General features: G+C 68.7%; 13 protein-coding genes and 1 pseudogene. 3 read left to right on the top strand and 11 right to left on the bottom strand.

The genetic code is table 11. The annotated features are described in order from the left end of the window. Positions 1-5: 5 nt before the first annotated feature. The 3 genes from G9272_RS37000 to G9272_RS36990 form a co-directional block, all read right to left on the bottom strand. Positions 6-1,067, bottom strand: a complete 1,062-nt coding sequence (locus G9272_RS37000) for an NAD(+)/NADH kinase (RefSeq protein ID WP_171400571.1) — start codon at positions 1,065-1,067, stop codon at positions 6-8. A gap of 372 nt (positions 1,068-1,439) precedes the next feature. After that, positions 1,440-2,477 (bottom strand): hypothetical protein, encoded by a 1,038-nt coding sequence (locus G9272_RS36995; protein ID WP_253268061.1) that lies wholly within the window; start codon positions 2,475-2,477, stop codon positions 1,440-1,442. A gap of 449 nt (positions 2,478-2,926) precedes the next feature. Further along, positions 2,927-4,123 carry an MFS transporter gene (locus tag G9272_RS36990; RefSeq protein WP_216377849.1) on the bottom strand — a complete coding sequence of 399 codons (1,197 nt, stop codon included), beginning with the start codon at positions 4,121-4,123 and terminating at the stop codon, positions 2,927-2,929. A gap of 74 nt (positions 4,124-4,197) precedes the next feature. Here G9272_RS36990 and G9272_RS36985 point away from each other — a divergent pair, with 74 nt between their 5' ends. Beyond that, the gene (locus tag G9272_RS36985; RefSeq protein WP_171400569.1) at positions 4,198-4,587 is read left to right on the top strand and encodes a MerR family transcriptional regulator; all 390 of its coding nucleotides are present in this window, start codon (positions 4,198-4,200) and stop codon (positions 4,585-4,587) included. A gap of 79 nt (positions 4,588-4,666) precedes the next feature. Here G9272_RS36985 and G9272_RS36980 read toward each other — a convergent pair whose 3' ends face one another. Further along, on the bottom strand, positions 4,667-4,810 hold the full coding sequence (locus G9272_RS36980) for a hypothetical protein (RefSeq protein ID WP_171400568.1): 144 nt from the start codon (positions 4,808-4,810) through the stop codon (positions 4,667-4,669). Positions 4,811-5,108: 298 nt separating this feature from the next. On the opposite strand from G9272_RS36980, the gene G9272_RS36975 reads away from it, so the two are divergent. Next, on the top strand, positions 5,109-5,984 hold the full coding sequence (locus G9272_RS36975; RefSeq protein WP_171400567.1) for an aldo/keto reductase: 876 nt from the start codon (positions 5,109-5,111) through the stop codon (positions 5,982-5,984). 301 nt (positions 5,985-6,285) lie between these two features. Beyond that, positions 6,286-7,116 (top strand): enoyl-CoA hydratase/isomerase family protein, encoded by an 831-nt coding sequence (locus G9272_RS36970; protein ID WP_171400566.1) that lies wholly within the window; start codon positions 6,286-6,288, stop codon positions 7,114-7,116. A gap of 464 nt (positions 7,117-7,580) precedes the next feature. Here the strand turns inward: G9272_RS36970 and G9272_RS36965 are convergent, their stop codons facing one another. From G9272_RS36965 to G9272_RS46260, 7 genes and pseudogenes are all read right to left on the bottom strand, one after another. After that, the gene (locus G9272_RS36965) at positions 7,581-8,018 is read right to left on the bottom strand and encodes a Tat pathway signal protein (RefSeq protein ID WP_253268060.1); all 438 of its coding nucleotides are present in this window, start codon (positions 8,016-8,018) and stop codon (positions 7,581-7,583) included. Positions 8,019-8,133: 115 nt separating this feature from the next. After that, entirely contained in the window at positions 8,134-9,126 is a 993-nt protein-coding gene (locus tag G9272_RS36960) for a helix-turn-helix domain-containing protein (protein ID WP_216377848.1), read from the bottom strand. Between the two features lie 157 nt (positions 9,127-9,283). After that, the gene (locus G9272_RS36955; RefSeq protein WP_216377847.1) at positions 9,284-10,105 is read right to left on the bottom strand and encodes a helix-turn-helix domain-containing protein; all 822 of its coding nucleotides are present in this window, start codon (positions 10,103-10,105) and stop codon (positions 9,284-9,286) included. Further along, complete coding sequence (locus tag G9272_RS36950) at positions 10,086-10,316, bottom strand: hypothetical protein (protein WP_171400564.1); 231 nt, start codon at positions 10,314-10,316, stop codon at positions 10,086-10,088. The genes G9272_RS36955 and G9272_RS36950 overlap by 20 nt, the downstream gene beginning before the upstream one ends. A 355-nt stretch (positions 10,317-10,671) precedes the next feature. After that, complete coding sequence (locus tag G9272_RS36945; RefSeq protein WP_253268268.1) at positions 10,672-11,739, bottom strand: acyltransferase domain-containing protein; 1,068 nt, start codon at positions 11,737-11,739, stop codon at positions 10,672-10,674. 600 nt (positions 11,740-12,339) lie between these two features. Next, complete coding sequence (locus G9272_RS36940) at positions 12,340-12,819, bottom strand: aldo/keto reductase (RefSeq protein WP_367398585.1); 480 nt, start codon at positions 12,817-12,819, stop codon at positions 12,340-12,342. A 66-nt stretch (positions 12,820-12,885) separates the two neighbouring features. Continuing rightward, positions 12,886-13,017: pseudogene (locus G9272_RS46260) on the bottom strand (fibronectin type III-like domain-contianing protein); the annotation flags it as partial. Positions 13,018-13,756: the final 739 nt, after the last annotated feature.

Raw genomic sequence — 13,756 nt, 5'->3', positions numbered from 1 at the left:
CCCGGTCAGGTACCGCCCGGGGCCGTCAGCAAGGTCAGATGGGCGAGGTCTCCGGGTGGTGGCGTCGTGAACGACCACAGCGGGGCGGGGGAACCGTCCGCCACCGCGGCCGGGGCGTCGGTCAGGTTCATCCGCTCGCGCAGTCGGCCGTAGAAGTCCATCGGGCCCAGCCGGACGGCCCGCAGGCGGCGCGGGGCGGCGTACACGCCGATCCAGTCCCCCGGTTCGAGCACACCGCGCAGCTGGCCGTCGATGCTGACCGCGGCCGGCCCCGAACGTTCCAGCAGGCGCAGACCGACCGGCTCGTCGGGGGCTGTGACGACCGAGCGGTCGAAGGCCATGTGCGGGGCGACCGGCGTGAAGACGAGGGCCTGCGCCCGGGGCGAGACGACGGGCCCGCCGGCGGCGAAGCTGTAGGCGGTCGAGCCGGTCGGCGTGGCGACGAGCAGCGCGTCGGCCGAGTAGGAGGCCAGGAGCCGCCCGGAGACATAGACCCCGACCGACACCTGGCGGTCCCTGACCAGCTTCTCCACCACGATGTCATTGAGCGCGGTGACGTCCAGCGGGATGCCCCAGTCCTTGTCGACCTCGCAGTCGGGCCGCACCTGCGGAGGCGGCAGGAGCGGCCCCCGGCCGTACTCGATGAGCGATTCCATGCCCGCCGGCACCTCCAGCCGACGTGAGGCGCGCAGGGCGAGCAGCATGCGGCTGTCGACCTCGAACCGGCCCTCCCGCACCGCGTCCAGCGCCGAGCGCACCGCGGACGCCGACACCTCCGTCAGAAAGCCCACCCGGCCCAGGTCGACCCCCAGGACCAGGGCGTCGTTCTCGGCGGCCAGGCGGGCGCCGCGCAGGAAGGTGCCGTCGCCACCCAGGGTCACCACCAGGTCGGGGTGGCCCGCGGCCTCGACCTCCTCAAGGGCGCCGCGCCGCCCGCCGTCGTGCCACACGTCGATGTCCGCGCATCGCACGGCGTGTTCCGCGCACCACCCACGGACGAGACCGGCCGCCGCCACGGCTTCCGGACGTCCGCCGTGCACGACCAGGCCCAGCCGGTTCACTGTCACATCCGCCTCCGGAGGGTGTCGGTCACCTGGTGGTGGCCGCGGTGCGCAGCACGCCCCGGTGTCGCCCCTGCGGCCTTCTTCTCCTCGATGGTGTGGCAGACGAACCGGCCTTGTCGCATCCGTGCCAGCCATTCGGCCCTCGGCCGCCGGCACCAGGGTGGGGTGGTTCCGGAGCCGGGCCGTCGGCGTCGACGACCACGCACGCGGGTCAGCGAGCGCGAGAACTCCCGGCACCGGCCCTGCCCCGATACTGCCGTGTCGAGGTGGCGGGGTGTCGGGCCCACGACCGGATCACCACGAAGGCAACTTGGGCATGCTCGCCGCCGTGCGTGTGTGGCCTGGCGTGGCCTGGCGCGGCGTGGCCTGGCGCGGCTATGCCGCGTCCTCGGTGAAGCCCTCCTCATCCATCATCGCGGCGCCGAACCCGCCCAGGATCTCGTCCATGTTCAGTTCGGTGGCGCCGGCCGGGGCCGTGGGCTTCTGGCCCTCGCTCATCCGCACCACCAGGCCCAGCTTCTTCACCTTGGCGTTCTCGGCCAGCTTGGCAAGGTCGACGGAGACCTGGGTCAGCTCGCCGTTCTTGAGCGTGAAGTCCGCCGTGACCTTGGCGTTCGGGGCGTCCTTGAGGTCCTCGTCCGTGGGCAGTTCCATGCCCGGCGGCAAGTTCTTCGCGAGCGGACGGATCTCGCCGAGGAACTTCGTGACCAGCGTACGGAACGGAGCGGTGGCGGTGATGTGCTCGGAACCGTCCTTGCCACCGGCGGTCTTGAAGTCGACCTCGCGGGCGATGGTCTCGCGCAGCGCCTCCAGCAGTTGCTTCTGCGCCTTGGCGTCGAGGGTGGGCTCCGGCGCGGGCGTCGCACCGGGCTCCGCTCCCATCTCGGCCGCGGTCTGCTCCATCTCCTTGGTGTTGACCTTCACCCACTCACCGTCAAGCACCTTCTTGAGCCCGCTCGCCTCCGGGGGCAGGTCCTTCATCGACGGCACAGGGAAGCCCATTGCCTTGCCGAGGGCGTTCACGTCGGAGCGGACATAGGTGTAGTCGCCGACGACCCGGTACTCGGTGAGGTCGCCGTCCTTGGTGCTGATCTTCAGCGCCATCCCGACGTAGTCCTTCTCTCCGGACTCCCCGATCGGCTTCTTCGACTGCACGGTGACACTGATCTTGGCGCCACTGAACAGGTCGGCGACCTCGTCGGGCAGCTCCTCACCGGGCTCCGGATCCGTCGAGGCGTCCAGCGCCTTCAGACTCTGGGGGTCCGTGTCGAGATCGAGTTCGAAGGAGATCGACTTCTCGCTCGCGAGCTTCTCGAAGGCCTCGTCGAGCTTCTTACCGGCGGTGAGCTGCTCCACGGTGCCGCAGGCGGCCGAACCCGCCAGGACGGCGCCGACAACTGCGGTGGCGGTCAAGGTCTTTCGTATGGCGGTGATGATGGTCTCCTCGTCGGTGCGATCACAACAACGTGATCACCGGCGGAGACTCGCGACGTCGACAAAGGGTTGTGCCCCGCATGAGCAACGTCGACCGTGCGACGCAGCCCCACGAGTGCTCAGGCCACGCGGTGCTGAGTTCGACGGCGAAGAACCCACGTCCTGACCAGGCTGTTCACCAAGCCCCCTCCGCGAGACGGAAGCCGTATTGCGCCCCCGTGACGCCCGCCCCGACGATGCGACCAGCTAGCGCACCTTTCTGACCTGCGCTTGTGTGGGGGCGATGAGGCTGTGACCTGCTAGGACGGGTCACAGAGGCGAGCGGGGGCAGTCAGAGGAAACGTCGAGTTCCCAGTAACGCGTGGATGCGGACATTGCGGAGTCTCCTTCGGGTCTGTGGTGGGCTGCGTGCGCGGCGTGGCCTCGGGTCAGCCGCGGTGGGCGGGGAAGGCGTGGCGCCGTCCGGTGACGGTGATGACGAGCGCGACGGCCAGGAGCACGAGGGTTCCCCAGGCCAGGGACGCGGCTCCGGAGCCGCCGAGGAGGAGTCCGCCCACGACACCGCCACCGGCGATGCCGATGTTCCAGACCGTCACGATGACCGGCTGGACGGCGTCCACGGCGTCACCGGCCGCGTTGGAGGCGGCGGTCTGTAGCAGGCTCGCGGCTCCGCCGAAGGCGAGTCCCCACAGCGCGGCGCTGAGGAGGACGACGGCGGGAAGGGAGGCCAGCAGGCCGAGTGCGAGCACCGCCAGCGCGAAGAGCCCGGTACTGCCGATCATGAGAAGCCGCAGGTGGCGGTCGATGAGGACGCCTGTGATCCAGATGCCGGCCAGAGAGGCGACGCCGAAGACGAGCAGCACGGCGCTGACGCTGCCGTCCAGGCCGACGGGGGCGAGGAAGGAGGCGATGTAGGTGTAGAGCACGTTGTGCGCCATCACATACAGGAAGACGACGGCGAGGACCGGGACCACGCCGGGGATCGCGAAGACCCGGCCGACGGGCGTGCGCTCCCCCTTGGCCTGTCCGGGGAAGTGCGGCACGGCCGCGAGCACCCAGACGGTCACCAGAGCGGCGAGCAGCGTCATCACTCCGAAGGTGGCGCGCCATCCGATCAGGCCGGCCAGGAGCGTTCCGAGGGGGGTGCCGATCGCGAGCGCGATCGGGGTGCCCGCCAGTGCGATGGTCAGGGCCTTGCCCTGCTGGTGCGGTGCCGCCATGCGCCGGGCGTAGGGCGCGATGATCGCCCACAGCACGCCCGCGAACAGTCCGGCGACGAACCGGGCCGCGAGGGTGAGGACGAAGCTGCCGGACAGGCCGGTGACGACGCTGGTCACGGCATATCCGGCCAGCGCCAGGAGCAGGAGCCGCCTGCGCGGCCACCCCATCGTCGCGCTGATCAGCGGGATGGCGCCGACGATGGATCCGATCGCGAAGACGGTCACTGTCTGGCCCGCGGCCGACTCGGATATCCCGAGGTCGCCGCTGATCGCCGGCAGGATTCCCGCGGGCATCGTCTCCAGCATGATGGTGATGAAGCCGCCGGCCGCCAGGGCGAGCAGCCCGCTGAGCGGAAGGCGACGCGACTGGCCAGTGGGGGCGGGCGCCTGTTGTACTCGAGTCATAACCTTACGGTGCATGGTTGACATTGATGTCAAGGTCAAACCCGGAGCCGCAGACGGGAAGTGAGGACGGCCACATGCGCATCGGAGAGCTGGCGAAGCTGACGGACACCCCCGCGCGGTCACTGCGCTACTACGAGGCGCAGGGGCTGATCGAACCGCGGCGGCTGCCCAACGGATACCGCGAGTACGACGACTACCTGGTGGGCCGGGTCACCCAGATCCGCGGGCTGATCGACAGCGGCATTCCCACCCGGATCATCAAGCAGATGCTGCCGTGCCTCGGCAGCCCTCTGAAGATCGTCGTCGATGACGCCGAACCGGAACTGCTCGAACTCCTCGCCGTCGAGCGCGACCGGATGACACACCGCATCGACTGCCTCACCCGGAACCGGGACGCCATCGACAGCTACATCGGCGCCGTCAGCGAAGCGACGTCGGCACGGAGCACCACCGGCGCCGCGTAGCCATCCAGCCAGCCAGTCGTCGGAACGGACCCGGCCGATCGCGATCAGCCCGTCCGGTCGATGCGGTGCCACCCGTCTCTCATGCCGAGAACTCCTCGGACGACCGCTGGATCCGGTCGATGAGGTGGTGCTGACGTACGGCGTCGGCGAACGTGGTCGCCTCGGTGGTGCCGTTGGCCTTGTCGCGGGCGAACGCGGCGTACAGGCGGGCCAGGTCCTTCACGTCTGGTTCACCCGGCCCCGCTCACGGTCGCGGCGTCATGGGAGGCCGGGGAAGCTGGACCGCGTGGTCGGGGTGCCGTGCTGTCGTCGTGACCCCAGGGTCAAACGTTGACACTGATAGAAGGACAAACGGGAGCCGCACGTGCCCTGCCGAGAGGCGGGTCACCCCGACCCGGCTTGACCCTGACATAAATGTCAACCTTGCATCGTGGGGTCATGCCACACGGTCAGGTCATCGTGCCCCGGCCACGAACGGGTACGCGACCTGTCCGGATATCCGATCCGAAGGGACCACCCCCATGAGCAAGACGACCGACACCCGCCCCGCAGCCGCCTCCGGCACCTTCCGCCTCGGCGGCGACCTCGAGATCAACCGCCTCGGCTACGGCACGATGCAGCTGACCGGCAGGGGCGTCTGGGGCGAGCCGAAGGACCACGACGAAGCCGTCCGTGTGCTCAAGCGGGCCGTCGAGCTCGGCGTGAACTTCTTCGACACCGCCGACAGCTACGGCCCCGATGTCACCGAGCCCCTCCTGCGCGAAGCCCTGCACCCCTACGGCGACGACATCGTCATCGCGACGAAGGCCGGCCTCACCCGCCAGGGTCCCGATCTCTGGACGCCCGTCGGCCGCCCCGCCTACCTCCGCCAGCAGGCCGAGATGAGCCTGCGCCGCCTCGGGGTGGACCGCATCGACCTGTTCCAGCTCCACCGCATCGACCCCGGCACCCCGCTCGAGGACCAGATCGGCGAACTCAAGAAGCTCCAGGACGAAGGCAAGATCCGACACATCGGCCTCAGCGAGGTCACCGTGGCCGAGGTCAAGGCGGCGCAGGCGATCGCGCCGATCGTCTCCGTGCAGAACCTCTACAACCTCACCGACCGCTCCTCGGAAGAACTGCTCGACTGGTCGACCGAGCAGGGCATCGGCTTCATCCCCTGGTTCCCGCTCGCCACCGGACAGCTCACCGGCGAAGGCAGCCCGCTCACCGAACTCGCCCAGCAGCACGACGCCTCACCGTCGCAACTCGCCCTCGCCTGGCTCCTCAAGCGCTCCCCCGTCATGCTCCCCATCCCGGGCACGTCGAGCGTCGCGCACCTGGAGGACAACCTCGCCGGCGCGAGCGTCGAGCTCACCGACGACGAGTTCGAGGCACTGTCGAAGGCCGCCGCCTGAATCGGCACTCCAGCCGGCCTCCCCGGCAGACGCAGGACATGAATCCGTCCTGCACTCGGTGCCCGTTCGCGACGCTCCGCGCCCGCCACCTGCACCCAGCGTCCGGATGACGTCGGACGCGCGCATACAGCCGCCGGGGCCGCCCGCAAGACCGCATCCGCTCGTCCTGCCCCCCCCCAGGACACCAGCCCGATCAGCCCCGGAAGGCAGCGGCCTCCGCTGCCTCCCCCCAGGCACTCCCATTCTGTCGGCCTGCTCGCCTCGTCCTGCCCGCAACAATCCTCTGAACGGAGTACACACCATGACCGTCACCGATCGACTCAGCGTCATCCGCCAATCGCCTGCCTACTGGCGGATCGTCATTCACAACCCCCCGTTCAACCTCTTCGACCCGGAGATGTTCGCGGAACTGAACGTCCTGATGGACGAGATCGAGCACGACACCGATCTCAAGATCGTCGTTTTCGAGAGCGGAGACGAGGACTTCTTCGTCAACCACCACGACGTTGAGCGCGGTCATGGGGCAGCGGACCAACCGGGTGGCGCGTCGTTCGACCACTGGCCGACCTTCGTGACCCGACTCGCACAGTCCTCCGTGCTCAGCGTGGCAAAGGTGCGCGGCCGCGCCCGGGCGCAAGGGTTCGAATTCGCCCTTGCCTGCGACATGCGCTTCGCATCGAGGGAACGGGCGGTGTTCTCATTGATTGAGGTCGCCGGCTCCTCCATCCCGGGCGGCGGCGGCGTCGAATGGCTCGCCGCCCTCGTGGGACGCTCCAGGACCCTCGAGATCGTCCTCGGCGCGGACGACTTCGACGCGGACATCGCCGAGCGATACGGCTGGGTCAACCGATCTGTTCCCGACGGTGAACTCGACGCGTACGTCGACGCCTTCGCCGAGCGCGTGAGCCGTTTCGAGAAGCGTGCGCTGGAGACCGGCAAGAAGCTGGTCAACGCGCGCGCCGGCGTCCCCTCGGAAGGGGATCTCTGGGTCTCGAACCATGTGCTCGCCGGGGTGGACACCTGGCCCGAAGCGCAGGCCATGCTCACGAAGCTGAACACCGCCGGCTTCGGTAAGGACAAGGAGTTCGAGCTGAGCATGGCCGAGCGTCTTGGCAATCTTCCATCCGAATGACCGGATCCGGGCGACCGGGCAGAGTGTCCGGCAGTCCTGCGGGCGGCGGTTTGCCGCTGCGGTTCGGGGCGGCAGCAGGCCAGGAGTTGAGTACCGCGTGCCCTCGAGGCACAACACGCGGCGTGGCAGCGGGCAGCGGGCCTCGTCGAGTACATCGGCGCAGTCCGGCTTCATGCAGAGGGTCTGCTTCCCGGGCCGGCCAGGGAGGAAGCCCGTGTCACGACACAGCCCCTGTGAGCGGGGTCCTGACTGTAACTGTCTGACCAGAAAACATCAGCCGTCCATACGTCCGCTCGACCCCCGCCGCCGACATCGCCTACGCCGCTGACCGGCTCTCACCAGCGACGCGGGCGACGGCGACCGCGCCATCGCCCGGTCTCCTCAACCACGTCGCCGCGACGCGGGAACGGCAGGACGTCCCGCTGCGCGAACACGCCCTGGCCGTAGCCCGCTCCTCTAACCTGTCAAACCATCACACACGACGACGCGTCACCGACGAAGCAGACCCACAGCCGCACGTCGCGGACGCTGTACCCCTGCGATTTGGCGTAGCCGGGAGTGTCGTTGGCACCGTTGCTGTCCGAACCGAGCTTGGTGTAGCTGTGCCAGTTCCAGGATCCGTTCTCCCACTTGTAGTACGTGGTGTAGAGCCCTGCGCCCTTGTTGTCGGAGCAGTTGTCCCAGATCGTGAAGTCCCAGCTCGTGTCGAAGACCTCGTAACCGCCGGCCGTTCCGACCTGCCACCAGTTGTAGTCGCCGTACACGGACGCACAGCCGTCGGACGTCTGCTGGTAGTAAGTGGCCGCCTGCGCCTGGCCGGAGAAGGCCACCACGATACCGGCGGCGGCAGCCGCGACCGCCAGCTTCCTACGGGCCCCGCTGAACGAAAAGCGTCGTGTCATGGTCATCCCCTGAGATCCGTGACTGTCTCCCCGTGAGTGAACGGGGAGCGGTGAATGCACATGTTGCTTGACATGTTCATAGGGTTGTTGGCATTCCGTGACCGGCTGTTGGCACTCAGCGCACTGTCGGCATTCCGCGGTGCTGGCTCTGCTGCCGGTGGTCACGCGGTGTGATGCCGTACAGCGTCTTGAAGGCGCGGCTGAAGGATGTCGGTTCCAGCAAGCCCCAGCGTGCGGCGATCGCGCTGATGGACCGGGCGTTGAGGCGGGGGTCCGCCAGGTCGCGGTGGATGCGTTGCAGTCTGCTGCGGCGTATGCCGTCGGCGATCGTCGTCACCTGGCCCTGGTAGAGCCGGTGGAGGTAGCGGACGGAGATCTGGTGGGCGGCTGCGATGGCAGCCGGTGTGAGGCCAGGATCCGCGAGGTGTTGCTGGATGAACGCGTCGACCCGGGTGCGCAGGACGGTTTGCTGCGTTTCGGGCGGCAGGAGGTCCTCGGTCCGGGCGGCCTGGGCGAGCATGGCGCTCAGCAGGTCCAGGGTGACGTTGGCGAGGCGGAGCGCGTCGCACTCCTCGTACTGCGGCGCGTGGTTCATCAGATCGGTGAGGTAGTGGCGGAACAGCGCGCCGATGCCCGTCTGCCCCTGAATGCGGGTCAGGGTGAGCCGGTCGAGGCTGTTGGAATGCAGGGGCAGTCTGGCCCGGGGTATCTGCACGATCAGCGAGGAGACCTCCGGGTGGTCATGGGCGGCGGTCCAGGCCTGGCAGGGCCGAGAGGAGTCGTAGAGCACCAGATCGCCCTCGCCGACGTCGACGTGCCGACCCGATTGGCTGAACCCGGCCTCCCCACGGACGGTGAGCCACAGCTGGAACACCTCCGGATCGCTCTGCCGGATCATCGCCGGGGTCCGGCGCGCATGCATGGGCGGGTAGCTTTGCGCGAAGGTCTGGATGTCGCCAAGGTGCAGCGCATGGGAGCTGGCGAGGAAGTCATCCAGGTGATCGCTGGCCATCGTGGTGCGGAAGTGGGCCTGGGAGACGATCGAGTACCAGTAGTCGAAACGCTCGGTCCCCGACAGGTGCTCCGTCGAAAACGCCGTCCAGATCATTGCCCCGCCAGTCCTCTCCCCAGAGGGGTGCCCCAGCTCCCGCAGCCCCGCCCAAACGCCCCACAGGCGCCCCGATTTTTCCGAACCAACCACCCGCAAAACGCAGGACCGCACAATCGAATTCATGCAGGCCTGCCAGGTCAACGGTACTTTTCTGCTATCTGGGCTCGAGATCGTCCGGTCCGCTGGGTGCGCGTTGTTGGCGGTCGGTGCACTGTTCGCCGTGGAGCGCCTCTTGCCGGTAGGCGCTCGGCGGGATTCCGTATGCCCTGCGGAATGCGCGGGTGAATTCGGAGGCATGGACAAAGCCCCAGCGTGCGGTCAGGAAGCCGATGGACTTGTCGGACAGTCGGAGATCGGCGAGGTCCCGGCGGCAGCGCTCCAGGCGCCGCTGCCGGATCCACGCGCTTACGGTGACACCCTGCGGCTGGAACAGCCGGTGCAGATACCGCACGGAGATGTGGTGACAGGCGGCGACTGCGGCGGGCGACAACTCGGGGTCGCCCAGGTTGCGTTCGATGAAGGAGTGAATGCCGGCCGTCAGCGCCTGCTGGCGACTCTCGGGTGGAACGCCGTCTTCGGTGTCCGCGTGGTGCGCGAGGAACGCGGTGATCAGGTCCGCCGTGACGCCGCCCAGACGTATGGCGTCCTGCGCCCGGCAGGAGTCGGACTCGGGTTCCAGTCGGGTCAAGAACTGTGACAGGAGGGCCCCCATGCCGGTACTGCCCGGCAGTGGCAATCCGAAGAGGCGGTCCACCTTCGCCGCGGAGAAAGGAATCGCCGCACGGGGCACGTTCACGACGATCCCCTCGACCGCGCCGCCGTCATCCGGGAAGGCCGAGGCGTCACACGGATGCGACGTGTCGTACAACAACAGGTCTCCGACCCCCACCAACGCGTCACGCCTGCCGTGGGAGATGCTCTGCCGACCGCTCAGCGTCAGGGCCAGGTGGTACAGCTCAGGGTCGGACCGACGCACCAACGCCGGCGTGCGACGCGAGCGCAATGACGGAGGACAGCACCGACACCTGAACGGCTCCAAGATCCAGCTGCCGGATGCAGGCCCGGAAGTCATCGGCATGGTCGCTGGTGATCTCCGTGGGCATGAGCGTGTGTGACGTCAGCTCCCGCCACCACTCGAACCGATCAGTGACCGGTAAGTCCTCACTGCGCAACACGGTCTCGATCATTCTGCCCCCCTCCACTCAGCATGTCCTCATCAAGACGTCGAAGGAAGGGTGGCACGTTCCGCGGATCTACCGCGTCCGCAACCGCCTCAAGCGCCACCGGGCTGTAGCCATGCGGTATGACAAGCTCGCGGTCCGCTGGCGACCGTGCTGGTCGCAGTCCTCAACGAGTGGCTGTGACCAGCTGAGCGCGGCGAAGAAGACGAGCGCACGGCGGCCCCGGAGCGCCTGAGTCGCCCGCTGGTGGCGTGCGTGGGCAGGGCGGCCCGCCAATGGTCACCCGGGGATACGAAGGGGAGAGAGCCGCTGACACTGCGTCCTGCGCGGTCGGTGCGCTCCGCCCCGACTGCCGCTCAGCTCATGCCGTCCTGCGGGGAGACGGCGAGTAGTCCCAGATGGCTTGCCCGCTGTAGTCCAAAGACCAGTGGTTGCCGGCTTGCAGGTGTTCCAGGACTGCTCGCTGCACGGGGGTGGTGGGGGTCAGGCAGAGGGCTGTAGGGCGATCCGCAGGCGATTGCCCGAAGGCGTGTTCCAGTGCATCCCGGTCGCCGGGTGTGAGGCCCGTCTTGTCTGCCGGGCCGGGGCCGTTGTGGTTGATGTACTGGTACTTGCTGGTGAAGCGGCGGATCTCGTGGTCCTGGGGGAAGAAATCTGCCACAGCAGGGTCGTTGACCCAGCTGCCGACGTAGCAGGGGATGGCGTCGTAGCCGAAGCGAACCCCGTCCGCGTACCGCCGCGGGAGGCGGCAGAAGAAGTAGTGGATCTCGTGAGCCCAGGCCCTGTCGGCGGGAATCGCGAACGGCTCGGTGCCGTAGGGCAGCCGTACCTCGATGGAGACGTTCGACGCTCGGCAGTCGAGGCCGTCGAGGCGGTAGCGGCGGCCCTGGAACACCGGCAGGACGTAGTCGTCGAACGGGAAGGGAGGCTCGACCTCAGCTCCCTCTGCCTCCAGCGTCCTTCGCCGCACGGCCACCTTCTCCCCGAGGATCCCCAGGCTCGCCCACGAGACCTCGTCCGGCACCTCCATCGTCGCGTGCAGGGCGCGGACATCCGGTACAGCGGCAAGGCAGGCCAGCACCGTGAGCCATCGGCCGGTCGGGCCGTGGCCGGTGAGAAGGGGGCGCGACGGCATGGGGGTGTCCAGGCCCATCCCGGCGCGCAGGGCCGCGACCGTGCGTTCCAGGAGCCAGAACCAGGGCGTGCCGGGCTCGGTGGCCTTCTCCGCCGCCTCGGCCACCTCCGCCTGGTCCTCGGCCGGCACCTTCAACTGCGTGAGCAGGGAGGCCAGTTGCTGCCCTGTGGGGATTTCGGCCACAGCGGCGCCGACGGGGGTGCGCTCCAGCGCCTCCGTCCACTCGCGGTGTTCCTCGCCCAGACCCAGCGCCGCCCGGACCTCGGCCGCGTTCGCACTGTCTTTTATCGTCATCACGACGATAATCATAGCTCATGACACTCCAAGTCACATGATCGACCGGACAGCTCCTAGCCGTGTGGCAGGCCGCGTTGTGCCTCTCCCACCCGTCCCACGCGACGCGGCCCTGTCAGACTGGGCGGTTTGAGCGCCGGAGCATGGCCGTCGGCGGGTGCGGGACGTCGACAGCGGGGCATCCGTGTGCGGGGTAGTGGCAGGCCCCCCTTTCGGCCGGCCCGCGCCGGACAGGGCGGTGACAGTGGCTGGTGAGACGCCCTCCTTCACCAGCTGCACGGACCACCACCCCAGCCCATACACCCGGGGCCGGTGCGTGGCCTCGTTCCTGCTGTGCTTCGCCTGCCGCAGCGTCCTGTCCACCCGCGAGCACCTGCCCGCCCAGCCGGCCCTGCCGGACGAACTGGCCGCCCGCCGGGAGGCGACGGACCCCGAGATGTGGTGGCGGCGCTTCGGCCAGGCATTGCCGGCCCTGACCGAGGACATCCTGCCCCGCTTCACCCCGGCCGAGGCAGCGACGCGCAACAAGCCCTCGCCGGACCAGTACCGGACGTTCTGGAGGGCCCGCAGGGAGAAGCGCCGGGCCCTTTGGCCGACCGATCAGAAGAAGGTCGGCAGGCGTGGGGTGCAGGAATCTTCCAGTGCGGCGATCTCGTCCGCGGTGGGCGTGAGGTCGAGTGCGGCGACGGCGTCGGTGAGGTGGTGGATCTTGGTGGCGCCGACGATGGGCGCGGACACGACGGGGTTCCTCAGTACCCACGCCAGCGCGACCTGGGCCATCGGAACACCGCGCGCGTCGGCGATCTTCTGGACGGCGTCGACGATGGCTTCGTCGGTGTCGACGAACAGGGGGCGGCCGGCGTAGTCGGTGTCGGGAGCCGCCTTGGCCCGTGCGGTGGTGCCCTGGCCCCACGGGCGGGCGACGCGGCCGCCGGCCAGGGGACTCCAGGGGATGGAGCCGACGCCCAAGTGGGCGAGCAGGCCGAACATCTCCCGCTCCTCCTCCCGCGCCAGCAGGCCGTACTGGTCCTGCATGGACACGAAGGGCGTCCAGCCGTGGCCGGCGGCCGCGTGCTGCATGGTGGCGAACTGCGACCTCGTAGTCGCCGCCCGCGATGCGGAAGGCGCCCTTATGTCGTCCCATCGGGCGAGTGCGCGGGGTTCCAGGTGTAGCTCAACCGAGCGGCTCCGGCCGGCTTCGAGGTGCACCCGGTCGAACGCGGCCAGACGCGGGACGACGCCGTCCTGGCCAGCGCGGCCGACGTAGACCTGCGGCACGGCCGCCCCGGCGCGGGTCCAGTGTCCGTGACGACTCCTTGCACCCGCAGGGCCGCGCCGTCGGCGGTGACGGTGAGACCGCCGAACGCGAAGGTCGTGTACGAGAGCCCCCCAGCCGAACGGGGAGTGCGGGGTGAGCTCTTGGCGGGCGAACCATCGGTCGCCGACGTCGCTGCCCTCGATGCCGTACGGGACTTCGAAGATGTCCCGATCCGTTCCCCAGCGAACCGGCGGACGTTCAACCGCAGAACAACGCAGTGCCTTCCGTGTCGACACGCACTGTCGCGATGCTCACGTCCACCGACAGCACAGCGACGTCCGCGAACGACGGGAACAACAGCTCCGCCAATCGGAGCTGGCAGTTCAGACGCTCCGGAACTGGGCTCCGGAAGACCCGGATTCCCGAGGTGGATCACGGGTGGCGACTGTCACGGGCACTACTTCCCCTCCGGCCCAGCAGCGGTGGAGACGCCTGCCTCCGAAGGAGGCCGCACACACGAGCACGAGGGCGCGTCGACCCGTGGAAGGGTCAGCATGCTCGATTCGACCCCGATTCGACCCCGCGAGCGTGGAGCCGGAAAGGCACCTGTTCCGGTCTCGGCCGGCGAGGTGAAGTGAACTGAATACCACGTGGCAGGCGGCAAGCGGCTGACCAGAGGGTTTCCGTCCCACGGAAGTCCTATTGCCGGGGTGAAGGCGACATCGTCATGGTGTTTCCGACACGACGTCGAGGATGACG

Source organism: Streptomyces asoensis, assembly GCF_013085465.1.
GTDB lineage: Bacteria > Actinomycetota > Actinomycetes > Streptomycetales > Streptomycetaceae > Streptomyces > Streptomyces cacaoi_A.
This window is presented reverse-complemented; position numbering and strand designations above follow the sequence as displayed.